This is a genomic window from Salinibacterium sp. SWN248 (assembly GCF_015864575.1).
GTDB lineage: Bacteria > Actinomycetota > Actinomycetes > Actinomycetales > Microbacteriaceae > Rhodoglobus.
In genome coordinates this window covers 167289-191663 of the sequence record NZ_JADYWW010000002.1, presented here as the reverse complement: position 1 = coordinate 191663, position 24375 = coordinate 167289, and the positions used below count along the sequence as shown (strand labels likewise).

Sequence of the window (24375 nt, the reverse complement as noted above, 5' to 3'; positions counted from 1 at the left end):
CCATGTACTACGTCGATCTGCTGTGGAATCCACAAGATGGCGCTGGGTTGAGCCGCAAAGACCGCGCAGCTGGCACTTTTCGTGCGTTCGTTCCCGACGAGCTAGATTTAGTGCTCCCACGAATTTCCGATGAAGCAAGCCAGGCAGCAACGGATGCCCTCGCCGTTCTCGCGCGGGCAGACGAACGCATTGGCGCGAAAAGTGGATACCTCAACCATCTCCTGATCCGGTCCGAAAGTATCTCTTCGTCGTGGATCGAAGGAAACCGGGTCACTCCCAAAAAACTCGCGATCGCCGAAGTGTTGCACCAGGGCAAGAGCGTTGCTCTCGACGTGATTGCAAACGTGAGAGCAACGGAAGAGTCGATCGATGTGCTGGCCGACCGCACGAGGCCGGTCAGCCTCTCTGACATCGAACATCTGCAACACGTTATCGAGCCGTCCCTCCCGCCCGGGATTCGTCGCGAGCAAAACTGGGTCGGCGGAAATGGCTGGTCGCCGCTGAGGGCAGAGTTCGTGCCGCCTCCCGAAACTGAGGTGCGCCGATTGCTCGATAACCTTGCCCAGTTTGTCAGCGCCACTGAAGGCAACCCCGTCGTTCGGGCGGCGCTCGCCCACGCTCAGTTCGAAACCATTCACCCTTTTATCGATGGCAACGGTCGCACGGGCCGAGCTCTCATCCACACGGTGCTGAAGCGGTCGGATGCCCTGCGCAACATTCTCGTGCCGATCTCCACCGTTTTCGTCGGCAACAAAGACTCCTACATCGACGGCCTCACCGATTTCCGGGCAAATCGTGTCGATGATTGGATTGTCGGATTCTCACGTGCGGCCGAGCAGGCTGCGTCCAACGCCGTCGAACTCGCCCAAGACATCACGCAGCTCGACGGCGTACTGCTCGACCAGCTCTTCGCTTATCGAACCGAGAGCGGGCTGTCGCCAGCGCAACCACGGCGGGGAGCCGTCATTGTGAGTGTGCTCAAGAATCTCGCATCTGAACCTGTTCTGACAGCAGAGCGGGTCGCAGCAACCTATGGAGTCTCGACGGTCGCGGCACAGGGCGCTCTCAACCAACTCGGTGAGGCGGGCATCCTTTCTCGCACCAAGGATCACAAAGGGCGACTGGTGTGCTGGACCTCGGACCGACACCTCGGACTCGTTGCGCTCACCGAACGCAGCAATCGAATCGGGGGAGGGGACACCTCCGACGGTAAGCCCCGCCATGCGCCGGCCGCCCCCGACGTCGATGCAGTGGGTCAGCTGCGCAACTGAGGCTGCGACTCACCGTCGAGGTCAACCCCCGCCGTCTCCGGCCCCAAGAACGCCCCCACCGCAATCAGCACCCCGCCGAGTGCGAGCAATGCAGCGACCGCACCCTGCTGCCCCAACACGCCTTGCAGCGCCGGCAGGTAGTACGGGTAGAGCGCGGGAATCACAATTGACAGGCTGTACCCGACCCCGTACCCGCTCGCGCGCACCGAAGTGGGGAACCGCTCGACGAGGTACGCCCCGACCGGCCCGTACGCCGACACCGTCACGACTTGAAGCGCGACTACTCCGAGCACGAGCTGCCCCAGGTTGGGTGCCGCAAACACCGCGAGGAACGCGAGCGGTCCGGCCACGGCGGTCAAGAGCCCAAAACCTATAAAGAAGCGTCGCCGTCCGGTGAAGGTCGAAAGGTGACCGCAGGCTGCCATGGTGAGAGCGGATGCCGCGGTGCCGATCATCATCGCGAATGACAGGGTTCGACCATCCAGTGTCCCTGTCGCACCCAGCGCCCCTGCGCCGGAACCGAGTTGCCCGGCCAGCACCGGAATCGCCATGTTAGTGAGCAGCCAGAGCCCGCTCATCATGATGAACACTTGCCAGAGCGCGCGGCGGTGGCGGCCGACGAGAATCTCTTTCAACGGGTTAGTGCGCTGCCCCGGGCGTTGCCACTGCGGCGACTCTTCGACCCGCGCACGGTAGTAGAACAGCATCGTGAAGGCGAGCAGCGAGCCCAGAATGAAGAGCGTTCGCCACCCCCACTGGTTATAGGCGGCGGCGTCGAGCACGCTCTGCAGCACGAACACCATGCCCGCGATCGACGCGTTGGCCCAGGGCGACATCCACATGATGAGGCCGCTGACGAGGCCGCGCCGTTCGGGCCGCGACCATTCCATCGCGAGCGGAATGGCGGAGGTGTATTCGCCGCCCAGGAAGATGCCGCCCACAAACCGCAGCAGCAAAATCGCGGCCAGCGTGCCGCTGCCCAGCACCGTGTGATCGGGAACGAACGCGATCAGCAGCGTCGTGAGCGCGACACCGAGCAGAGCAACTTTCGTGGTTGCCGTTCGCCCAATGCGGTCAGAGATCGATCCGAAGATCGCCGCCCCGATCGGGCGCCCCAGCAGGGTTGCGACGAAGATCAGGCCTGCGTTCCCGACCAGATTGTCCGAGCCAAACAGCTGGGCGGATGCCGGGGCCAGGGCGATGACCGGCAAGAAGATGTCGAACTGGTCGACATAGTTGCCGAAGATGCCGCCGCGCACTGCACGGCGGGTGCCGAGCGGAGCAGCGGAGTCGGTTGCAGCAACAGAGACAGCGGGGGACGAGCTAGTGGGGCGCATGAGCCGTACTTCCTTCGCCGGCATTACCCGGGAGGTTCAACGGTCGAAGCTGCGTCAGCTTCCTCTCAGCCCTTGCCTGTGGGCTCCCGTGGGGACGTGCAACAACATAGCACTCGCGCGCCGCAGCAGCGCCGTCTCGCGAGCAGCAGTGACCCGAGGTGCCGGCTGCTCGACGCCGCGGCATCCACCAGTAGACCTATCAGTTGAGGGTTCTCGGTGAGCTTACTGAGAAATATTTGGGAGCGCGGCAATTGCGTTGACGGCGCCCGAAACGGTTGGCAACATAAGTTCACCAATGAAGCTGAGCGGGCAATCGGGTGCCCGCTCTCAGGGCTTCGACACGATCGGAGAGGTCATGATGCACCCCACGGAGAACTCTCCAGCGCACGAAACCGCACCCCACAACGGCGCAGGTTACGACGCGACCGCAGTAGCCCCCAGCACCAATCCAGATGCAGCCAGCGCTCTCTGCGAAAATTGGCACGACGAAGAGATTGAGCCTCGCGGCCCGATCAGCTCGCTGCTCATCGACGCTTTCGCGAGCCAGTCGTCACCTCACACGATCGACGGTCTTGCCGACGAAGTATCCGCAGCTATCGAGAGCGGGCGCGATCTGGTGCGTGATGACGACGTGCAACTTGCCCTCTACCTTCTTTACGGTCTGTACTACGGCCGCGTCGTCGAAAACGGTGACCAATGGGAATGGCATGTCGATACCATCGCCGCTCGCCTTGAGCTGGAACGAGCGTTCGAAGGCCAGCTCCGACGCCTAGTGCCCACGCCAGAGCTCCCTAATGCGGCGGCAGAAGATGTCGCGAAGGCGCTTTTCGCCCTCACTGCCCCTGATCCGGATGCCGGACCGAGTCTCTCGCGCCACGTCGCGAAGAGTCTTACCCGCGAACAGGCCGTCGAGTTCATGGTGCAGCGCTCCGTGTACACGCTGAAAGAGGCCGATCCACACTCGTGGGCGATCCCGAGACTTACCGGGCGGGCGAAGGCTGCGCTCGTGGAGATCCAGGCGGACGAATACGGCAACGGTCGACGCGAGCGGATGCACTCGGAGTTGTTCGCGCGATCGATGCGGGGCATTGGGCTCGACTCTCGCTACGGCACCTATGTTAATTTCGCCCCGGCCATCACGCTCGCCTCGTTCAACATGATTTCCCTGTTCGGCATGAATCGCCGTCTCCGGGGCGCGATCGCAGGGCATCTGGCGGCATTCGAAATGACATCGTCGATTCCCAACGGGCTCTACGCCCGCGGTTTTCGTCGATTAGGTTTCGGCAAGAACGTCACCGAGTACTTCGACGAACACGTTGAAGCGGATGCCGTTCACGAGCAAATTGCCGCCCGCGACCTCGCCGGCGGGCTTGCCGAGAGCGAGCCGGCCTTGCTCAGCGAGATCTTCTTCGGTGCCCGTGCATGCCTGCTGATCGACGACTGGGTAGGCGAGCACATCCTCGAGTCGTGGATGGCCGGAGAGTCGTCGCTGCGTAAGCCTTTCCCCTTCGACGCAGTGCTCACCGGTAGGGGCGACGATCCCGCGTCCTCCGCGTCGATCACGAGCGCGGGAGCGGCCCGATGAGTTCGTCAGAGAGTAAAGATGACGTTGAGATAGTGGCCTGCACCAACGGGCCACTGCTCGTCCGCGGCGAGATTGACCTGCGCTCCTCCGACGGTGAAGCTATTGAGCAGACACGCACAACGGTTGCTCTTTGTCGGTGTGGGGTCTCGGCGATAAAGCCGTTTTGTGACGGCACTCACAAGCTGATCAACTTCAAGGCGTAGTGCCACGGGGATAATGGGCGCATGACTGCCGCTGACTTTTCCACACTCGCCACCGAGACCTATGTCTCCGTCACTACCTTCCGCAAGTCAGGGGAGCCGGTGTCGACACCGGTGTGGGTGGTCGCCGACCGGGACCGATTGTTCGTCACGACGGCGCCCTCCTCGGGCAAGGTGAAGCGGGTGCGGCACACCCCTCGGGTTGAGGTCACGCCCTGCGATATGCGCGGCAACATTGTCGAAGGAGCCGTTGCGGTGCCGGCAACGGCAGCCGTGCGCAACGACACAGCGACGTTGGATGTAATGGATGCGGCCTTGAAGAAAAAATACGGTGCCAAGTACACCGCGATTCGCCTCGCGCAAAAGGTCCGTGGCACTGCGGGGCAGTCTGTGGCGCTCGAGATTCGGCTCTAGAGCCTGCGGCGACGCGCACTCCGCTGGCGGCATCCGTAGACGACTCGATGAGTCTCGAATCCGATCCTTTTGACTACGAAGTCACGAAAGCTGGCTAGGTGCGCATTTGTCGTGGCGGGAGTGAGGTTGTTGTGGTGCGCGATGCAGCTGCCATCGCTCTGATTGAGCGACGACGCATTGTTGCGCAGGGACTCGATTGTGTGCGCCTTTGTGGTGACATCGGCAGTTTTCGATCGCATAAGTGAGAAAAGCCTGTGGGTAACCGTTTCACTGACGCGAAATTGTGTCACTATTGTGTAGACCCCCGAAAGGGGGTCAACTTGTGGTTCCCCCGAAACCATGAGCACCCGTGATCGATGGAGTCCCCCTGTGTCCCGACCTCGCCACCGTTCCAGAACAATTAAATCCTGGTTCCTCCGCGCTAGTACACCCGCCCTCGCAACCCTGCTCACTTTGTCCCTCGCCGGTGGTGGCGCTCTCGTAGCGCTGGCCGCCCAGAACAAGCTCGACGATTTTGTGGCCCAGACTTTCGGATGCCCGAACGCAACCGAACTCGTCGTCGTCACCGATCCCACCATCTCGTCGACCGTCCAAACGGTTGCGAATGCTTTCAACGCTGAGCACGTTGGCCAGTGCCTCTCCGTCAAGATCGTGACGCAGCGCTCCGCGGATACTGCCGCGTTGCTGGCATCCGGCACCTCCACTGGTGCCGACGCCTGGATCCCTGATTCGCCGATCTGGCTCAACCGAGTGGAGAGCACAGCGACTGCTCTCGGCCGCGAAATCCCCAAAATTCAAGAGTGGGATTCGATCGCCTCAAGCCCGCTCGTGCTGGCAACCCCGGCCGTGAAGGTCGCGGAGTTCGAAGCGTCTGAGGTGGGCTGGGGTGCAATCCTCGACGGCCGCTACCGCACGTTGCTGCCCGATCCCGAGTCGTCATCAGCGAGCATGATCGCGCTGGCTACGCTCAATGATCTTGCCGCCGACACTGACCCTGCTGACTTCGATCGAGTGCTGATGAATCTGGGGCGCTCGATTCCTGATTCCACTAAGGCAGCGTTCACCGAGCTTCAGATCTCCGATTCCCGCATGGTTGCTCTCGCGACCGAGCGCGAGATTGTGGAACACAACGCGTCGAGCCCTGATGAGCCCCTGGTGGCGCTGTACCCGTCCGAAGGCACCGTTGCCCTCACCTACCCCTTTGTGGTCGTAGATAGCTCGGGAGTCACCGAGCTCGAAGCATCGCGGATGACGGAAGAAGAGCGCACAGAACTCGCCGAGCTTGAGACCTCCCGCACGAAACTCCTCGAGGAATTTGCTGACCTCGTCCGAGGCTCATCTCAGGTTTTGAACGCCGAAGGCTTCCGCGACAACGCCGGTGAGGGGGAGATCCTCGCGTCCGGTGTCATCGCAGCCCCGGTGGCCACCAAGACCGTCGGAGACACCGACGAACTCGTTAGCATCCTGCGCAACTGGAACGCCCTCAACCTTCGCTCGCGCATCCTCACCGTCGTTGACGTCTCTGGTTCCATGCTTGAGCGGGCCTGGGATGGTCAGCGCCGCATTGAGATGTTCCAAAACTCCGCGGAGGATGCCTTCAGCACTCTCTCGGAGGATGACGAGCTGGGCATGTGGCTCTTCTCCAAGGAGCGAGTCGGCACTGAAGACTGGGAAGATGTCGCGGGCATCCGCTCGATGAATGACCCCGAGCATGTCGAGAGCCTTCAGGCGATCATCGACACACTGCCGTCGCGTATCAACGGCTACACCGGACTCAACGACACCGTTCTGGCTGCGGTCACCCACGTGCGTGAAGACTTCAACCCCGACAAAGTCAACTCGGTGATCCTCATCACCGACGGTCGCAACGAAGACGACAACGGCATCTCCTTGGAGAAACTGGTCGACGAACTGAACGCGATGATCGACAAGAACACCGACGAGCCCGTTCCCGTGGTGCTCGTCGGAATTGGGCCAGACACCGACGTCGAGGCGATGCGAAAGATCGCCCAGGTCACCGGTGGAACGGCCTACCAAGCAAACAACCCCACCGAGCTCAGCAATGTGATGCTCGAGGCGTTGTCACAGCGCGACTGCCGCCCGAACTGCAGTTAGCGAACGCCCAGCACCTGCGGCACCACCGGTGTCGCAGGTTGCTGCGGTCTGTGGCGAAAGCGGAGGGACCCGCTTCCGCCACAGATTGGCTAGGCGCCTGCTGTCGGGGCTGTTTCGGCAGCGCCGGCAGCAGGAACGCCGGCGGCAACATCGGCCGCCATGCGTGAACGGCGATCCAAATGGATGCCGGCCACCATGCAGCGCACAGATCCGCCAGCCAACTCAATCGTCGGAATATCCAGCGGCACGATCTCGCAACTCGCTTCGATCACCGAGCGCTGAGCGCGAGTGAGGCTCGCGAGCGCGCGGGTAGAGAGTGCCAAGATGCGGCCGTTCGGAGTCTTCAGCTCGAGAGCATTGCCCGCGAAGTTCGCAATCTGATCAGCGGTGAGGTCGATCAGAGTGCGGCCCGGAGCGGTCAAGCGTTCAGCCATCTCCATACGGCGGTCTCCCGAGGCGATCAGGTCGAGACCGATCATGGCGAAATCGGTCGCGATGCACATCATGACGTTGGTGTGATAAATCGGCACACCATGGCTATCGCGGGCCTCAAACATCATCGGCTCGTAGCCAAACGAAGCGCAGAACCGCTCTAATGCGAGCGGGTTGGCGCGGTGCGACTCAGCCGCATACGCCACCCGGTTGGTGTGGTCGATGACCATCGCGCCGGTGCCCTCGAGGTAGATGCCGTCGTGTTCCAGGCCGGAATAATCGACAACATCCTGCACCCGAAAGTCGTGCTTCAACATCTCGATGACATCGGTACGTCGTTCCGTGCGGCGGTTCGGCGCATACATCGGGTACACGGCAACGCGGCCACCACTGTGTGTCGAGAACCAGTTGTTCGGGAACACACTGTCGGGGCGCGTGCTCTCCTCATCCTCGAACACGTGGATGTTCACGCCCGCGTCACGCAACGTCTCGGCCACCTGGGTGGATTCGTCGTACGCGGCGCGAGCGATCTCATCCGGGGTTCGGCTGGGATCTGTCGACTGGAAGGCGTTGTCGCCCGCAGTTTGGCTATTCGGTGTGAATCGGTGCGGGCGGATGAGAACAGCGGCCGTTGGGGCTTGAACGCTCACCGGTGGTTTATGCGGTCAGCGCAGGAACGCGCGATACGAGCGAGAACAGGTCCTTGGGATCAGCCGGGTCGGCAATCAGGTCAAGGTCGGTGGCGTAGTCGGTGTCGCGAACGGCATCGAAGACATAGCGCAGCGCCGAGAAGTCTTCAATCGCGAAGCCAACGGAGTCGAAGAGGGTTACTTCTTCGGCAGACGTGCGGCCGGCAGCCGTTCCGGCGAGAACTTCCCACAGCTCGGTGATGGGGGAGTCAGCTTCGACCTGCTGAATTTCTCCCTCGATGCGGGTCTGCTCGGGGAACTCGACAAACACGGTCGAGCTGCGCACGATGGCCTCTTCGAGTTCTGTCTTGCCCGGGCAGTCTCCGCCAATGGCGTTGAGGTGCATTCCTGGTTCGATCATGTCGGCCGTGAGGATCGTCGCGTTCTTCTTGTCTGCGGTGCAGGTCGTGACGATGTCGGCGCCCGCAACAGCATCTGCTGCTGAGGTTGCGCGTACGATCTCGAAACCGAGCGGCTCCACATTACGAATGAATTTGTCCATCGCAGCAGGGTCGGTGTCCCAGACGCGCAGGCTCGTGATGCCGAGGCCAGCGCGGAAGCCGAGTGCCTGGAACTCAGACTGAGTGCCGGTGCCGATGAGGGCGAGAACGCTCGAGTCGGGGCGGGCGAGAGCGCGCGCCGCCATGACGGATGTCGCAGAGGTGCGCAGCGCCGTGAGCAGAGTCATCTCCGAGAAGAAGGTGGGGTAGCCGTTGTCGACGCGAGCAAGCATGCCGAGCGCGGTGACGGTCTGGAAGCCCAGTGCAGGGTTGGAAGGGTGGCCGTTGACGTACTTGAAGCCATACGTTTCGCCATCACTTGTCGGCATCAATTCGATGACGCCTTCAGGGGAGTGAGCGGCAACGCGAGGTGACTTGTCGAACTGGGGCCACTTGGCATAATCCTGTTCGAGGTAACCCACGATGCCCATAATGATCGGCTCGATGCCGGTGTCGGCAATCCAGCGGCGCATGTTGTTGACGTCTACGTAGTGAACCATGGTCACTCCTTTCGTTGCGGTATTAGAGCTTCCTACGTTACGAATATGCACTATGTATCTACAACTCCCAGTCAACCCTATTTCCGGCCAATAACTATGCATAATGGGAGGCAGAATTGTACAATTTGTTCATGTCTGACTTAGATGACCTTGATCGCCGCCTCTTAGCCGCCCTTCGAGCTGATGCGCGCGAGTCAGTGGCGAGCCTCTCGCGTCGACTTAACGTCACGCGAGCGACCGTCACAAGCCGTATCGATCGCCTCGTGAGCAACGGCACCGTTCTCGGGTTCTCGATCCGCATTAGAGAGGACCGCGACCCTTCTTTCATCCGGGCGATTGCCTTCGTTGAGGTAGAAGGGCGATCGACGGATTCCGTGATCAGCCAGCTGCGCGGCCTGCCCGAGATCCATGAACTCCACACCACCAATGGCGCGTGGGATCTGGTCGCCGACATCCGCACCGACAGCCTGAGCAACTTTGACCGTGTCTTGGCCCGCATGCGCAATGTGGAGGGCGTCGTGAACAGCGAGACCAGTTTGTTGCTCAGCTCAGCACTTCTCTAGCCCGACCGCCGATGCCGATCCGGGCCGCCGCTGTAGACCACCCGAGCACCAGTCGGCCAAAGGCACGAATTGCTCGCTCTTGGCGTGCTCATCGGCGCGAGCATCCGCCCCGCATTGCTATGCTGAACTCACAACTGAACATCGGGCCGCAACACGATGCGGGAGAGCCGGGCACCCAGCGCTAGTCAACAGAAATTGGCAGGCGCTAGGCCGGCACCGAAGGAGCAAGCCTCCCCGCCAATCTCTCAGGTTCATGTACCGCATCGCACTTGGCCACTCTGGAAAGAGAACCTCGCATCACCCTGAGGTTCCGCCGACGGTGAAAGCTCGCTAGCGTTTAGCGTGTGAAGCTCTCAGGCTCATCACAGAGGGGGAGTTCTATTCACTAGCCCATGCGCCAGGAGAACTCCGTGACCGATGTATCAAGTTCTGAAGCTTCATCTGCTGAATCTTCGCCCACCGCGGTGAGGTACTCACCGCTGCACAGCATCCATGAGCAACTCGGTGCTGCGTTCACCGATTTCGCTGGCTGGATGATGCCGGTGCGGTATAGCTCCGACCTCGCCGAGCACCATGCCGTGCGCACCGCTGCCGGTATTTTCGACATCTCGCACATGGCCGAGATTCACGTGCGCGGCGCTGACGCTGGCGCGTACCTCGACTACGCGCTTGCCGGAAAGCTCTCAAGCATCGCTCTTGCGCAGGCTAAGTACAGCCTGTTGCTCAATGAGGCGGGTGGCATCATCGATGACCTCGTCACCTATCGCCTCGCCGATGACCACTTCTTGGTTGTCGCCAATGCCGGAAACCGCTTTGCCGCAGCAACAGCGCTCACTGAACGGGCCGTCGGCTTTGAGGTCGCGGTCACCGATGAGAGCGACGACTATGCGCTGATCGCCGTTCAGGGGCCGGTCTCGCGTGCCATCCTCGAGGCGACCGCGGGGCTCACTGACTTTGCGACACCGCTCGACGAACTCAAGTACTACCGCGAAACCGCGGCCACCTTCAACGGCACCGACCTCCTCATCGGTCGCACTGGCTACACGGGCGAAGACGGCTTCGAGCTATACATTCACGTGGATGCCGCAGCCGCCCTGTGGGCAGCGCTCACGGTCGCCGGCGAACCGCTCGGTCTCGTGCCCGCCGGTCTCGCGTGCCGAGACACTCTCCGCCTTGAAGCGGGCATGCCGCTGTATGGACACGAACTCAACCTCGGCACCTTCCCCGTGCAAGCCGGTCTTGGCCGCGTCGTCGCGCTCAGCAAGGAAGGTGACTTCGTCGGTCGCAGCGCGATCGAAGCGGGCCCGGATGCCGGTGCTCGCGTTCTCGTCGGTCTCGCTGCCGAGGGGCGTCGCGCCGGTCGCGCCGATTACCTTCTTTTTCACGGTGACACCGAGGTCGGAGTCATCACCTCCGGCGCGCTGTCGCCAACGCTGGGGCACCCGATCGCTATGGCTTACGTCGACTCCGACGTGAGTGAGGTCGGCACCGAGCTTCACATTGATGTGCGGGGCAGTCGCATTGCTGCATCCGTTGTTTCCCTACCCTTCTACAAGAGAGAGGCCTGATCATGGCTGAGAAGAGCGAATTGAAGTACACCGCCGAGCACGAGTGGGTGCTGGTTGACGGAAACGTCGCAACCGTCGGAATCACCGACTTTGCCGCGGGAAAGCTCGGCGACATCGTCTTCGTTGATCTCCCCAAGGTCGGCGCCACTGTCGCCGAGGGCAAGATCGTCGGCGAGATCGAGTCGACCAAGTCGGTGGGCGAACTCTTCGCTCCCGTTGCGGGAACCGTCGTCGAGTCCAACGACGCTGTGGCCGATAGCCCCGAGCTCGTTAACAGCGACCCCTTCGGTGAAGGCTGGCTCGTGAAGATCGAATTCTCCGAACTCCCGTCGATGCTCAGCCTCGACGAATACACCGCACTGACAGGCGAATAATGCCCAACCCTTTCATCAGCGGCACTTTCGCTGACCGCCACATCGGCACGGATGACGCCGCGCAGGCCAGCATGTTGGCCGCTGTCGGCTACGACAGCCTTGAATCGCTCGTGGATGCCGCGGTTCCGCCCGCCATTCACCAGACTCCGATTGTGAATTCCACGATCCCGGCTCCTGCTTCCGAGCGTGAAGCGCTCGCCGAACTGCGTGCTCTCGCTGGCGCAAACAAGATTCGTCGCAGCATGATCGGTCTCGGTTATTACGACACCATCACACCCGCGGTGATCAAGCGCAACGTGCTCGAAAACCCGAGCTGGTACACGGCCTACACGCCGTACCAGCCGGAGATTTCGCAGGGTCGCCTTGAGGCTCTCCTCAACTTCCAGACGATGGTTGCTGACCTTGCTGGAATGACCACGACGAACGCGTCGATGCTCGATGAGGGCACCGCCGCTGTTGAGGGGATGCTCCTTGCGCGCCGTGCGGCCCGCGTGGAGTCGCCCGTGTTCATCGTGGATGCCGATACTTTTCCGCAGACCAAGGCTCTGCTGGCGAACCGCGCGGAGGCTCTCGGAATTGAGCTTGTTGAGATCGACCTGGCAACGCTCGGTGCGAACCCTGAGCTGCCGGAGTGCTTCGGCGCGCTCATCCAATACCCGGGCGCAACCGGTCGCGTGTGGGATTCCAGCGAGGTTATCGCTGCGGTGAAAGCTCACGGCGGACTCGCCGTTGTTGCCGCTGATCTGCTTGCGTTGACGATTCTCAAGTCGCCAGGAGAACTTGGCGCAGATGTCGCTGTCGGCACCACGCAACGCTTTGGCGTTCCGATGGGCTTCGGCGGACCGCACGCCGGCTACATGTCCGTGCGCAAGGGCCTCGAACGTCAGTTGCCCGGCCGCCTCGTCGGCGTATCTCAGGATGCCGCCGGCGACCCCGCCTACCGTCTGTCGTTGCAGGCGCGTGAGCAGCACATCCGCCGCGAAAAGGCGACCTCCAACATCTGTACTGCACAGGTTTTGTTGGCTGTCATGGCATCCATGTATGCCGTCTATCACGGTCCCCAAGGTCTCAAGCGAATCGCTCAGCGCATTCATCACGACACTGCCAAGTTCGCGGCACGCCTGACCGCCGCGGGCTACACGGTCGAGAACAGCACCTTCTTTGACACCCTCTCGGTGACGAAAAAGGGCCAGGCTCAGGCGATCGCCGCCAAGGCACTCGAGAGTGACATCCTGATTTATGTCGTGGATGCTGACACTGTGCGTGTGAGCTTCGACGAAGTATCGACGCAGCCCTATGGCGGAATGCTCGCCGCACAAGAGAATGATCTCGCCGACGCCTTCGGGCTGGAGAGCGGCTACACGACGCCGCTTGACGACTCCAGCATTCCCGAGGCTCTCAACCGCACGAGCGAGTACCTTACGCACCCGGTCTTCAACACGCACCGCTCGGAGACGAGCATGATGCGCTACCTCAAGTACCTCGCCGACAAGGACTACGCGCTCGACCGCGGCATGATCCCGCTGGGCTCGTGCACGATGAAGCTGAACGCTGCAAGCGAGATGGAAGCGGTGAGCTGGCCGGAATTTGCGGGCATCCACCCCTTCGCTCCTGCCGAAGATGTCTCCGGCTACCTCGTCATGATTTCGCACCTCGAGTCGTGGCTCACCGAGGTAACTGGGTACGACACCGCGTCGTTGCAGCCGAACGCGGGCAGCCAGGGCGAACTCGCGGGGCTCCTCGCGATTCGTGGCTACCACCGCGCGAACGGCAATCCGGAACGCACGATCTGCCTCATCCCGTCGAGTGCTCACGGCACGAACGCCGCCAGCGCGATGCTCGCCGGAATGCGTGTTGTCGTGGTGGCCTGCGATGACCTCGGCAACGTCGACCTCGATGACTTGCGCGCCAAGATCGCTGAGCACGCGAGCGAAATCGCTGCGCTGATGATCACCTACCCCTCGACTCACGGGGTGTACGAGCACGAAGTGCGTGAAATCACGCAGGCTGTGCACGATGCGGGCGGTCAGGTCTACGTTGACGGTGCCAACCTCAACGCCCTGCTCGGTTACGCGCGGTTCGGTGACTTTGGCGGAGACGTCAGCCACCTCAACCTGCACAAGACCTTCTGCATCCCGCACGGTGGTGGCGGCCCCGGCGTTGGTCCGGTCGTTGCGAAAGCACACTTGGCCAAGTTCTTGCCTGGCCACCCTATGGCGCAGAGCCAGCATCATCCGGCTTTCGACATGCAGACCGGTGCTGCCGGTCCGTATGTTCACGCCGGGGGAGCGGTCAGCGCTGCGCCCTACGGAAGCCCGAGCATCCTGCCCATCACGTGGGCGTACGTGCGCATGATGGGATCGGCCGGCCTCAAGGCGGCAACCGGTGCTGCGGTGCTCTCCGCGAACTACATTGCGGTGCGCCTGCGCGACCATTTCCCCGTGCTCTACGCGGGAGACAACGGCCTCGTTGCTCACGAGTGCATCCTCGATTTGCGTCCGCTCAAGGAGGCGACCGGCATCGACAACAACGATGTCGCCAAGCGCCTCATTGACTACGGTTTCCATGCGCCCACGATGTCGTTCCCGGTCTCGGGCACGCTCATGGTCGAGCCCACCGAGAGTGAAGACCTCGCCGAGCTCGATCGCTTCATCGACGCGATGATTGCCATCAAGGAAGAAGCGGATGCCGTGGCGGCCGGAACGTGGCCAGCAGACGACAACCCCCTCATCAATGCTCCGCACACGGCGCATTCGGTGATCGCGGGCGACTGGGATCACTCCTACTCGCGGGAGCAAGCGGTGTATCCGTTGAGCTCCCTCGTATCGGGCAAGTACTGGCCGCCGGTTCGTCGTGTTGACAACGCGTATGGTGACCGCAATTTGGTCTGCTCGTGCCCTCCGATCGAGGCGTTTGCGCACTAACAAATCGCGCTAGTTTCCGTCGCTTCTGAGACGGAAAATGGCGCGTGCAGAACCGATCCAGTTCGGTTCTGCACGCGCCATAACTTTGTCCCCCGAAAGTGGGACACCAGTATTCATCTGGCATCGGCCTCTCCTGTGGAGAAAATTCTTCACTTTGGCTGGATTTTCCCTCTCCGGATGTTGTAATGTGCGTCTGGTGTACGGCGAGTGGTTGACCCGACAACCCCAAATCGCTGTTTCACCGACTGGAGACGTTCGTGACCACCCGACGGCATCGACACCGTAAGACCTTTTGGCAGCGGTGGAAGAAACGCTGGTGGCTGGCGCCTATTGCGCTGGTTGCTATTGCTGCGCTCTCGCTCGCTGGCATCCAATTGGGTGCAATTGGGTGGATTTCCAACGCTGTTGCGCCTCTCGCTGGCGGCTGCACTGAGACTCGCCCTGTGGTGATTGCGGCTGACCCGTCGATTGCTCCCGCGCTGACCATTGTCGCGGCGGAGTTCGATGAGGCTGACGGCAACTGCACCGAGACCGAAGTGCGTTCACTCGTCTCCGCAGACACTGCTGCGCTGTTCGCTTCGGGTGTTGCGGGCGATCTTGATGCGTGGGTTCCCGATTCGGCGGCCTGGCTTGATCGCGTTACGTCGATGGCTGATTCGCTCGGGCGCACTGCTCCCGAGCTCGAGATCACCGACTACGTCGCGAGTACCCCCGTCGTGCTGGCCACATCGGCGTCCCAAGTAGCCAAACTCGGAGACACCCCGCTGTCGTGGGAATCACTGCTCACCGGAACCGTAACGACCCTTGTGCCCGATCCCGAGGCGAATACCGCGAGTCTTGCCGGGCTTGCGCAGCTCCAGTCGGTCTCGTCTGCTGAAGATCCGCGCCAGTTCGCCGGCGCCATGATCGCCATGGGAAAGACAATTCCCCAGACGTCCGAAGAGGCCTTCGGGCTGGCGACTGATGCAACGCTGCCCACCGTTGTCGTGACAACGGAACGAGAAGTTGCCACCTACAACAGTGCGTCAGAGTCCTCGCCCATGATTGCGCTGTATCCGACGGACGGCACGGTCGAATTGACCTACCCCTTCGTTGAGGTCATCAGCGGGGATGAGACAGCGGAGACTTCCGCTTCTGCCACGTCGACGTCTACTACGGCTTCTGCTGCAGTGGCGAGCGAGATAAGTGCGGCCGACTCTCCCCAACGGCTTTTGACGGCACTGGCTGCGGCGACGCGCTTGTCCGCTGAAGTCTTGGCCAAGCAGGGGTTCCGCGATGCTGACGGCGGCGGTGACTTGAGGGTGACAGGAGTCCCCGAGACAGCGACCGAAGCGAAGCCGACGGCGGATGCTGCCGTCCAGATCGAGATTCTTCGCTCGTGGAGTGTTCTGACGCTTCGTTCGCGACTTCTCGTTGTCATTGACACTTCAGGTTCCATGCTCGACCCGGCGAGTAACGGCCTGCGCCGCATCGACGTGTTCCAGCTTGCGGCAAGCGAGGCGCTGTCAAAGTTCTCGGGTGAAGCCGAGCTGGGGGTGTGGGCCTTCTCGCAAAACCGTATCGGCACCCAAGACTGGGAACCGCTGTCGCCGATTGCGCCGCTGTCTGATCCCGCTCACGTGTCGCAGATCAACGGCGTCGTCGCATCGTTGCCGGATCGCATTTACGGTTACACGGGGCTCTATGACACCATCTTGGCTGCGGTCAAGGAGGTCAAGGAAGATTACGACCCGTCGAAGATCAACTCGGTTCTGCTCATTACTGATGGCTACAACGAAGATGACAACGGCATCAGCCTGTCGGCGCTTCTGAAAAACCTGAAGGCGATTGACGACCCGAATGAGCCCGTTCCGGTGATCTTGATCGGATTCGGTCCCGACACTGACCTCAAGTCAATGACAGAGATTGCCCAGTCGACGGGTGGTGCAGCGTATTCCGCTGCTGTGCCCGAGGACCTCGGCAAGGTGCTCGTGGATGCCCTGAGTCAACGGTCGTGTCGCCCGAACTGCACGTAGCAGCCGGGGCGGCCGGCTGAACTGGCCGAGAGCTAACGAGTCTCGTTGTCGTCGCTGATGCTGACGATCCAGTTCACGGAGTAGCGATCGAGCACCATTCCGAAGATCCCGCCCCATTCGGCGCGTTCGAGCGGCATGTCGATTCGTCCACCGTCGCACAGCTTGTCCCAGTAGTTCTCGATGGCGGCTTTTTCGCTGAGGAATCCCGCAATTGAGATCGACATCGGTCCACCGGGTGCGTATTCCTGTGTTTTCGGGGTGTCGGCCATCATGAGAGTGATTCCGGCCGGGGACTCCAGCTGTCCGTGCATGACCCACTCTTGTTCATCAGGATCTTCACTAGCATTGAAATCGGCAAAGGTGTGAATTTCCGTGGTGCCGCCGAAGACGGACTGGTAATAGGTGAGGGCTTCGCGAGCTTTGTCTCTGAAGCTCAGGTAAGGGTTCGTTTTCATCGGCGTTTCCTCTCTGGGGCTATCCCGCGGCGGGAACCACGGGAAACTCGATGCGGGTCAGGAGTTCCGCTTCATCGACCTCGCCAGGGGCGTTGAGATAGATCTCGCGCGGCGCTCCGGCGTAAGTGTGACCGTGTTCGGTGAACCATCCAAAGATGACGTTATAGGTCGTCTTCAGGCCGTCGTACGGGCCCGTGTGCGTGACGGTGGCGACACGGCCACCGGCGAGTTCATGTGTCGTGAGAACCGGGTGATCGATGAGACCGTTCGCGACCGGAACGCAGACCTCGCAGTTCCACGGCCCATTAGCGCGCATCTCGTCGGTGTACACAGCCATCACTGGCCCGAGGACGGTGATGGCAGAGTCGGCGGTTTCGGCGAGCAGGGTATCGATAACGCTGCTCATGTCGGCAGGCAGAGTCTCCATCGTTGTCGAGAACTCGATGCCGGCAACGATATGGCTTGGCACTGTTTCAATAGTGATTTCCGGCGACATGCGCCACACTCTACGCCTCGCATCTGGCGAGCGGTACCGGTTGTGGAGAACTTATTCGGTGGTGCCGAAGAGCGCGGGGAAGGCGCCGAGAGCCCAGCCGTAGCCGACAAAGATCGCGGCGTCGATGAGCGTGTGGGCGATCACGAGAGGCAACACGCGGCGATAGCGCGTGTAGAGCCAGCCAAAGAGCAACCCCATGGCGACATTGCCAATAAACGCGCCGATGCCCTGATAGAGGTGGTACGTGCCGCGCAGTATTGCAGTAGAGATAATGATCTGCCACCGGCCCCAGCCAAGGTCGCCGAGTCGGGCGTACAGGTAGCCGATCACGATGACTTCTTCGGTGATGCCGGCACGCAGAGCCGAGAGCAGCAGCACGGGCACGGTCCACCAGTACTGGTCGAGTGCGGCCGGAACCACGTTCACGGTGACGCCGAGAGCACGCCCGCCGAGGTACACGGCAATTCCGGGGATTCCAATCGCTAGTGCCAGTGCGACGCCGGTCAGGCCATCGCGAACCGGTCGTGTGAAGTCGATTCCGAGTCGCGACAGTCGAGGCTTTGTGGTGTTCCACAAGAGAAACGCTACGAGCGCGATGGGCGCGAGATCAAAGGTGATTCCCAGCAACTGGTAGATCAGGTCGAAAGTTGGCCGTGTGCTGAGTGACGAGTTCAGCGTTGCGGTTTGCTGCGACAGCGATTCGGTGCGGGTCAGCCTGTTCGTGATCGAGACGATCGAATAGATCGCGGATGCTCCAAGCGAGAGTGCAAGAACGATCGATATTTCTGACCACAGTCGCCCGCGCGATTGGGGAAGCGCTGGTGTTGAAATCACGCGGAGGGGCGCACGGCGCAGGCTGGCGTTCCGCCGGGCAGACGGTGGCGGTAGCGCGCGACGAAGCGGTAGCCGAGAGAGGCGATGGTGCTGAATGGCTCAGTGGCAATGAGGTGGCCGAGGAAGCGCCATCCGATCTGTGGCTGAATTCGGAGGAGGGCGGAGAAAGCCATGTGTCCAGCGAACTGTCGAGTAGGAGTCACGAACCAGGCTGCTTTTTCGACGTCGTCCTGAGTCAGCGCGTAGTCATCGAGATCGGTCCATTGCCAAGGAGTGCTTTCGGGAAACACCGGAAGAATGGCCTGCAAACGATTGACCCAGAGAGTGCAAAATGCGCAGTCACCGTCAAAGATCAGTATGGACTGGGGCGTGCGGGAAGCCGGGCTCGGTTGCGACATGGAAAGATGTTAACTCACGTTGCTGGGCGCTGCTCCGGAGGCGATTGCGCAGATTTGTAGTGAATGACAGCGTTAGTGCGCGGGAATTCTGCAAAGTATGCACATAATCTTCACGAGCGTTACTGCTGTGTAACGTTTGGCTTTACAGTTTTGCTTGGGGCATCCCCCCGTTTTAGGGTGTGAACTATCAAGCGCGGTGCGGCGTCAAAAATTCCGTGCCGTTAGCACAATTCTGCACAGGAGGAAACATTGAAGAGATCACGCATAGGCATCAGTGCAGTCGCACTGCTGTCAGCCTCAGCGCTCGCTCTTGCGGGCTGCTCGGCGAGCGAGGCGCCTGCCGAAGGTGACAGCGCCGCGATCATCACCACAAACGGAAGCGAGCCGCAGCAGTCGCTCATTCCGACGAACACCACTGAAACTGGCGGTGGAAAGATTGTTACCTCGATCTTCGCTGGTCTGGTTTCGTACACCGCCGATGGCGATGTAGAAAACGAAGTTGCTCAGTCGATCGAGTCTGAGGATGGCCAAAACTGGACCGTCACGCTCAACGAGGGCTGGACCTTCACTAACGGTGAGCCCGTCACATCGGACTCCTTCATTAAGGCCTGGCAGTACGGCGCGCTCCTCAGCAACGCACAGAGCTCCTCGTACTTCTTCGACAACATCGAAGGCTTCAGCTACGACGAAGAGTCAGAACTTACCGGTCTTGACGCTGTAAGCGACACTGAGTTCACCGTTGCTCTCATCAACCCTGAAGCAGACTTCCCGCTGCGTCTCGGCTACTCGGCATTCATGCCGCTGCCTGAGGCTGCATGGGAAGACCTCGACGTTTTCGGCGAGAACCCCATCGGTAACGGTCCGTACATGCTCGCCGAAGAAGGCGCTTGGCAGCACGACGTACAGATCGACCTCGTCACGAACCCTGACTACGACGGTGTTCGTACGCCCGCCAACGGTGGCGTTTCGATCATCTTCTACACCAGCCAGGACGCGGCATACGCTGACGCTCTCGGTGGCAACCTCGATATCCTCGATGCTGTCCCCGACTCGGCATTTGCTACCTACGATTCAGACTTCCCGGGTCGTTCGGTGAACCAGCCTGCAGCAATCTTCCAGGCGTTCAACCTGCCGTACTACCTCGAGCACTGGTCGGGCGAAGAGGGAGAGCTGCGTCGTGCAGCGATCTCGATGTCGATCGACCGCGCTGAGATCACGGATGTCATCTTCCAGGGCACCCGTACCCCCGCTACCGACTTCACTTCGCCGGTAATCGCTGGTCACTCCGACAACCTTGCTGGTGCTGAAGTTCTTGACTTCAACCCGGATGAGGCCAAGAAGCTGTGGGCAGAAGCTGATGCAATTGCGCCGTACGGAGACACTGTCTTCGACCTCGCATACAACGCTGATGGCGGACACCAGGCATGGGTTGACGCTGTTGCTAACAGCATCAGCAACTCGCTCGGAATCGAAGCTCAGGGCAAGGCATACCCCACGTTCGCTGACGCACTCAACGACCGTGACGCTAACGCACTCACCGGTGGAACTCGTGCTGGATGGCAAGCTGACTACCCGTCGCTGTACAACTTCCTCGGCCCGCTCTACGTTGATGGCGCTGGCTCGAACAAGGAAGGCTACTCGAGCCCCGAGTTCGAAGCCATCCTTGCTGAGGGTGCTAGTGCAACTTCGGTAGAAGAGGCAACAGCGAAGTACCAGGAAGCTCAAGAAGTTCTCTTGGTCGACCTTCCTTCGATCCCGCTGTGGTACTCCAACGTCACCGGTGTCTACTCTGACAGCGTTGACAACGTTGTATTCGGTTGGGACTCTGTCCCGCTGTACAACGAGGTAACCAAGAACTAAGTAGTTCATCGGTTTACCCAGTTTCCACTCTCAACGTGTGATGCCCGGGGCTGCTTTGGCCCCGGGCATTACACTGAGTACCCTCATTCAGTGATTGTGACTCTTATGCTTATCCGTTCCTCCGAGGAAACCATCTAATGCTGTGGTACGCCGGCAAGCGTTTCCTTCAGATGATCCCCGTATTTTTCGGCGCGACCTTTCTGATCTACTTCATGGTTTTCGCCGTTCCTGGCGATCCCATCGCCGCTCTGTACGGCGACCACCCGCCAGCTCCGGGAGTGATCGAAGCTATTCGGGCCGAGTACAACCTCGACAAGCCGTTCCTCGTTCAGTACCTGCTCTACATTGGCGGACTGTTCCAGGGTGATCTCGGAACCACCTTCTCGGGTCGCCCCGTGGTTGATGTCATGGCTCAGGCCTTCCCGATCACTGCCCGCCTCGCCATTCTTGCGCTCGCGATCGAAGCCTTCTTCGGAATCATCGTTGGTCTCGTTGCTGGTCTTCGCAAGGGAAAGCTCTTCGACGCTTCCGCTCTTGTCATCAGCCTTCTGCTCATTTCGGTCCCCACCTTCGTGGTTGGATTCGTGCTGCAATTCGTCTTCGGTATCCAGCTTGGCTGGGCGAGAACAACGGTGAGCGGCTCGGCCCCCTGGGGCGAGTTGATCTTGCCCGCGATCGTGCTGGCCTCGGTGTCGTTTGCCTACATCGTGCGGCTTACTCGTGCGAGCGTCGCAGACAACCTCAACGCTGACTTTGTGCGCACCGCCACGGCGAAGGGACTTTCTCGACGTCGTGTTGTTACCGTGCACGTTCTGCGGAACTCGCTCGTTCCCGTCGTCACCTACCTGGGTGTCGACATCGGTTCGCTCATGGTCGGCGCGATCGTAACTGAAGGAATCTTCAACATTAACGGTGTCGGTGGAACCGTCTACCGAGCAATCACGTTGGGAGAAGGCCCCACAGTCGTCTCGTTCGTTGCAGTGATGGTCATCATCTTCGTGCTCGCCAACTTGCTCGTCGACTTGCTCTACGCCGCGCTCGACCCAAGGATTCGTTATGCAAAGTAACAACACTGGCCGCCAGCGGCCCGGTCAAGAACACTTCATCGCCTCGCTGGCGGAAACCCCGGTAGCCGAGGTCGATCAGGTTGACGAAACCGGCAAGGCTCGCAGCACATGGACCGATGCGTGGGAGGCCATGCGTCGTCGTCCTATGTTCTGGATTTCCTCCAGTCTCATCTTCGTGATCCTCATCGTCGCCCTGTTCCCTGGATTGTTTGCGAGCGTCGATCCACGCGAGTGCTACCTGAAGTTCAGCAATGGCGATCCGCAGGCCGGTCATCCGCTCGGGTTCAACCGTCAAGGCTGCGACGTCTACTCGCGAATCATCTTCGGAACGCAGGCTTCGGTAACGATCGGTCTGCTAACCACCGTGATCGTCACGCTCTTCGGCGGCGTCATCGGAGCTCTTGCTGGCTTCTATGGCGGGCTCCTCGATTCGATCGTCTCGCGTCTTGGTGACGTCTTCTTCGCTGTCCCCACCGTTCTCGGAGCAATCGTTCTGTTCTCGGTTATCTCGGTTCGCGATGCTCTGACGGTCTCGCTCGTGCTGTCGCTCTTTGCGTGGCCACAGATCGCTCGAATCATGCGTGGTGCAGTTCTCTCGGCACGCAACTCTGACTACGTCACTGCGTCAGCAGCACTCGGTGTCTCGCGATTCAAGACACTCGTGCGCCACGTCGTGCCCAACGCAATCGCGCCGGTAATCGTCGTAGCGACCGTGTCGCTGGGTATCTTCATCGTTGCTGAAGCGACGCTGGGGTTCCTCGGAATCGGCCTGCCCCCGACCGTGATGTCGTGGGGAAACGAGATCAACCAGGCGCAAGTAACGGTTCGCACGCATCCGCAGACCCTGTTGCTGCCCTCGGCTGCGCTGTCGATCACCGTTCTCGCCTTCCTCATGTTCGGCGACGTAGTTCGCGATGCCCTTGACCCGGAAGCGAGAGCACGCCGATGACCAATCCAGAAACAGTTCCAGTGACTCCTGACGCTTCTACCGAAGAAACCCCGCTGCTGAAAATCCGCGGGCTCGAAGTGGGCTTCGAAACGCAGCGCGGAATAGTTTCCGCCGTGCGTGGTGTCGACCTCACGCTCTACCAAGGGCAGTCGTTGGCGATCGTTGGCGAATCCGGATCGGGCAAGTCCACGACGGCCCAAGCTGTCATCGGGCTTCTTCCCGGCGCCGGAAAGGTCGTCGGCGGTTCGATTGAGTTCGAGGGAAACGATCTTTCTACCTTCACTGACGCTCAGTTCGCTGAAGTGCGCGGTAGCCAGATCGGTTACGTTCCCCAAGACCCCATGTCGAACCTGAACCCCGTCTGGAGCATCGGCTTTCAAGTCGAAGAGGCGATCAGGGCCAACGGGCTTGCTCAAGGCAAACAAGCGAGAGAGCGCACTATCGAAGTGCTGCAGGAAGCTGGTCTGAGCGACGCGAGCGAGCGCCTGAAACAGTACCCCCATCAGTTCTCGGGAGGAATGCGCCAGCGCGTACTCATCGGTATCGGGCTCTCCGCCCGCCCGAAGCTCCTGATCGCCGACGAGCCGACCTCAGCACTCGACGTCACGGTGCAACGTCAGATCCTCGATCACCTGCAAACGCTCACGCGAGACTACGGCACGTCAGTGTTGTTCATCACGCACGACCTCGGCCTTGCCGCGGAGCGCGCAGAACAGCTCGTGGTGATGTACAAGGGCAAGGTTGTTGAGTCAGGCCCGTCGCGGGAGATTCTTGAGAACCCGCAGCATCCTTACACTCAGCGTCTTGTTTCTGCGGCGCCGAGCTTGGCATCGCGTCGTATTCAATCGATCAAGACGTCGAGCCCCGACGGCGAAGCCCCGAAGATTTTCGGGGAAGGATCGCTCGATGAGGCCCTCATTGCTCGAGCTGCGACTCGAGAAGCGGCGGCAGATCAAGACCTGATCAAGGTAAGCAACATCACCAAGGTCTACGAGATTCGCAAGCAGGGGTTCCGCAAGGACAAGCTCCTCGCAGTCAACGACATCTCGTTCGGCGTCAAGAAAGGCACGACGACCGCCCTGGTTGGAGAGTCTGGTTCTGGCAAGTCCACGGTGGCCAAGCTGATTCTGCAACTTGAGTCCCTCACGAGCGGAACCATCGAGTTCGATGGCAAAGACCTTGCCGGAATCAAGGGACAGGAGCTCCTCGAGTTCCGTCGCCGTGTACAGCCCGTGTTCCAAGATCCCTACGGTTCGCTCGATCCGCAATACAGCGTAGGCAACACGATCGCTGAGCCCCTGCTGGCTCATAAGCTGGGCACAGCGAAAGAGCGTTTCAAGCGCGTGAGCGAATTGCTTGATCAGGTCTCGCTTCCGCAGGCCGCACGTCATCGTTACCCCGGCGAACTCTCCGGTGGTCAGCGTCAGCGGGTGGCTATCGCTCGGGCGTTGGCGCTCAAGCCAGAAGTTCTGGTGCTTGACGAAGCAGTGTCGGCGCTCGATGTGCTGGTTCAGGGGCAAGTTCTCAACTTGCTCACCGAACTGCAGACTGAGCTCGATTTGACCTACCTGTTCATCACCCACGACCTTGCTGTCGTGCGGTTGGTCGCGGATAACGTCTGCGTCATGCAGGGTGGCCGCATCGTAGAAGCCGCATCAACAGACGAGGTCTTTGAGAACTCCAGCAATCCCTACACACAGGAATTGCTCGAAGCGATCCCCGGCGCCAACATCACACTCGGCGCCTAGTTTCTCGGTGCAGAAGGGCCGTTCCCCACTCGGGGAGCGGCCCTTCTGACTTAGACTCGTTTCTAGCGTGCCACCGCGCGC

At 60.8% G+C, this 24375-nt stretch carries 21 protein-coding genes and 2 riboswitches; of the genes, 14 read left to right on the top strand and 7 right to left on the bottom strand.

Annotated features, from left to right (window positions below; translation table 11 throughout):
- Positions 1 to 2: 2 nt before the first annotated feature.
- On the top strand, positions 3 to 1271 hold the full coding sequence (locus I6E73_RS10790) for a Fic family protein (RefSeq protein ID WP_197125483.1): 1269 nt from the start codon (positions 3 to 5) through the stop codon (positions 1269 to 1271).
- Here I6E73_RS10790 and I6E73_RS10785 read toward each other — a convergent pair.
- On the bottom strand, positions 1256 to 2608 hold the full coding sequence (locus I6E73_RS10785; RefSeq protein ID WP_197125481.1) for an MFS transporter: 1353 nt from the start codon (positions 2606 to 2608) through the stop codon (positions 1256 to 1258). The genes I6E73_RS10790 and I6E73_RS10785 overlap by 16 nt on opposite strands.
- Positions 2599 to 2708, bottom strand: a riboswitch (TPP riboswitch). It overlaps the preceding gene by 10 nt.
- 195 nt (positions 2709 to 2903) lie before the next feature.
- On the opposite strand from I6E73_RS10785, the gene I6E73_RS10780 reads away from it, so the two are divergent.
- The 4 genes from I6E73_RS10780 to I6E73_RS10765 all read left to right on the top strand — a co-directional run bounded on the left by I6E73_RS10780 (position 2904) and on the right by I6E73_RS10765 (position 6922).
- Positions 2904 to 4193 (top strand): iron-containing redox enzyme family protein, encoded by a 1290-nt coding sequence (locus I6E73_RS10780; RefSeq protein WP_231600898.1) that lies wholly within the window; start codon positions 2904 to 2906, stop codon positions 4191 to 4193.
- Positions 4190 to 4396, top strand: a complete 207-nt coding sequence (locus tag I6E73_RS10775) for a CDGSH iron-sulfur domain-containing protein (protein WP_197107404.1) — start codon at positions 4190 to 4192, stop codon at positions 4394 to 4396. Before I6E73_RS10780 ends, I6E73_RS10775 begins: the two co-directional genes overlap by 4 nt.
- 21 nt (positions 4397 to 4417) lie before the next feature.
- Positions 4418 to 4807 (top strand): PPOX class F420-dependent oxidoreductase, encoded by a 390-nt coding sequence (locus tag I6E73_RS10770; protein WP_197125479.1) that lies wholly within the window; start codon positions 4418 to 4420, stop codon positions 4805 to 4807.
- Positions 4808 to 5260: 453 nt separating this feature from the next.
- Entirely contained in the window at positions 5261 to 6922 is a 1662-nt protein-coding gene (locus I6E73_RS10765; RefSeq protein WP_197125477.1) for a VWA domain-containing protein, read from the top strand.
- A gap of 89 nt (positions 6923 to 7011) precedes the next feature.
- On the opposite strand, the gene ctlX is transcribed toward I6E73_RS10765, so the two are convergent.
- Together ctlX and I6E73_RS10755 are read right to left on the bottom strand one after the other, a co-directional pair.
- On the bottom strand, positions 7012 to 8004 hold the full coding sequence (gene ctlX, locus I6E73_RS10760; RefSeq protein ID WP_197125476.1) for a citrulline utilization hydrolase CtlX: 993 nt from the start codon (positions 8002 to 8004) through the stop codon (positions 7012 to 7014).
- A 7-nt stretch (positions 8005 to 8011) separates the two neighbouring features.
- The gene (locus I6E73_RS10755; RefSeq protein ID WP_197125474.1) at positions 8012 to 9043 is read right to left on the bottom strand and encodes an ornithine cyclodeaminase; all 1032 of its coding nucleotides are present in this window, start codon (positions 9041 to 9043) and stop codon (positions 8012 to 8014) included.
- 131 nt (positions 9044 to 9174) lie between these two features.
- On the opposite strand from I6E73_RS10755, the gene I6E73_RS10750 reads away from it, so the two are divergent.
- The 5 genes from I6E73_RS10750 to I6E73_RS10730 all read left to right on the top strand — a co-directional run bounded on the left by I6E73_RS10750 (position 9175) and on the right by I6E73_RS10730 (position 16487).
- Positions 9175 to 9606 (top strand): Lrp/AsnC family transcriptional regulator, encoded by a 432-nt coding sequence (locus I6E73_RS10750; protein ID WP_197107398.1) that lies wholly within the window; start codon positions 9175 to 9177, stop codon positions 9604 to 9606.
- Positions 9607 to 9755: 149 nt separating this feature from the next.
- Positions 9756 to 9877: riboswitch (glycine riboswitch) on the top strand.
- A 139-nt stretch (positions 9878 to 10016) separates the two neighbouring features.
- Positions 10017 to 11174: a glycine cleavage system aminomethyltransferase GcvT gene (gene gcvT, locus I6E73_RS10745; RefSeq protein WP_197125472.1), complete on the top strand. Its 1158-nt coding sequence runs from the start codon at positions 10017 to 10019 to the stop codon at positions 11172 to 11174.
- A gap of 2 nt (positions 11175 to 11176) precedes the next feature.
- Positions 11177 to 11548, top strand: a complete 372-nt coding sequence (gene gcvH, locus I6E73_RS10740) for a glycine cleavage system protein GcvH (RefSeq protein WP_197125469.1) — start codon at positions 11177 to 11179, stop codon at positions 11546 to 11548.
- Positions 11548 to 14472, top strand: coding sequence for an aminomethyl-transferring glycine dehydrogenase (gene gcvP / locus I6E73_RS10735; protein WP_197125468.1), 2925 nt, complete (start codon positions 11548 to 11550; stop codon positions 14470 to 14472). The genes gcvH and gcvP overlap by 1 nt, the downstream gene beginning before the upstream one ends.
- A gap of 257 nt (positions 14473 to 14729) precedes the next feature.
- Entirely contained in the window at positions 14730 to 16487 is a 1758-nt protein-coding gene (locus tag I6E73_RS10730) for a VWA domain-containing protein (protein WP_197107394.1), read from the top strand.
- A 32-nt stretch (positions 16488 to 16519) separates the two neighbouring features.
- Here I6E73_RS10730 and I6E73_RS10725 read toward each other — a convergent pair whose 3' ends face one another.
- Genes I6E73_RS10725 through I6E73_RS10710 form a run of 4 tightly spaced genes read right to left on the bottom strand, consistent with a single transcriptional unit; the run spans position 16520 to position 18670 of the window.
- The gene (locus I6E73_RS10725) at positions 16520 to 16942 is read right to left on the bottom strand and encodes a VOC family protein (RefSeq protein WP_197125466.1); all 423 of its coding nucleotides are present in this window, start codon (positions 16940 to 16942) and stop codon (positions 16520 to 16522) included.
- Positions 16943 to 16961: 19 nt separating this feature from the next.
- Entirely contained in the window at positions 16962 to 17438 is a 477-nt protein-coding gene (locus tag I6E73_RS10720) for a GyrI-like domain-containing protein (RefSeq protein WP_197125464.1), read from the bottom strand.
- 51 nt (positions 17439 to 17489) lie between these two features.
- Positions 17490 to 18272: a CPBP family intramembrane glutamic endopeptidase gene (locus I6E73_RS10715; RefSeq protein ID WP_197125462.1), complete on the bottom strand. Its 783-nt coding sequence runs from the start codon at positions 18270 to 18272 to the stop codon at positions 17490 to 17492.
- Positions 18269 to 18670: a thiol-disulfide oxidoreductase DCC family protein gene (locus tag I6E73_RS10710; protein ID WP_197107390.1), complete on the bottom strand. Its 402-nt coding sequence runs from the start codon at positions 18668 to 18670 to the stop codon at positions 18269 to 18271. The genes I6E73_RS10715 and I6E73_RS10710 overlap by 4 nt, the downstream gene beginning before the upstream one ends.
- A gap of 249 nt (positions 18671 to 18919) precedes the next feature.
- On the opposite strand from I6E73_RS10710, the gene I6E73_RS10705 reads away from it, so the two are divergent.
- The 4 genes from I6E73_RS10705 (at position 18920) to I6E73_RS10690 (ending at position 24294) form a co-directional block, all read left to right on the top strand.
- Positions 18920 to 20530 (top strand): ABC transporter substrate-binding protein, encoded by a 1611-nt coding sequence (locus I6E73_RS10705; RefSeq protein WP_197107389.1) that lies wholly within the window; start codon positions 18920 to 18922, stop codon positions 20528 to 20530.
- Positions 20531 to 20667: 137 nt separating this feature from the next.
- Positions 20668 to 21597 (top strand): ABC transporter permease, encoded by a 930-nt coding sequence (locus tag I6E73_RS10700; RefSeq protein ID WP_197107388.1) that lies wholly within the window; start codon positions 20668 to 20670, stop codon positions 21595 to 21597.
- Positions 21587 to 22546 (top strand): ABC transporter permease, encoded by a 960-nt coding sequence (locus tag I6E73_RS10695; RefSeq protein ID WP_197107387.1) that lies wholly within the window; start codon positions 21587 to 21589, stop codon positions 22544 to 22546. The genes I6E73_RS10700 and I6E73_RS10695 overlap by 11 nt, the downstream gene beginning before the upstream one ends.
- Positions 22543 to 24294 (top strand): ABC transporter ATP-binding protein, encoded by a 1752-nt coding sequence (locus I6E73_RS10690; RefSeq protein WP_197107386.1) that lies wholly within the window; start codon positions 22543 to 22545, stop codon positions 24292 to 24294. The genes I6E73_RS10695 and I6E73_RS10690 overlap by 4 nt, the downstream gene beginning before the upstream one ends.
- Positions 24295 to 24375 lie beyond the last annotated feature (81 nt).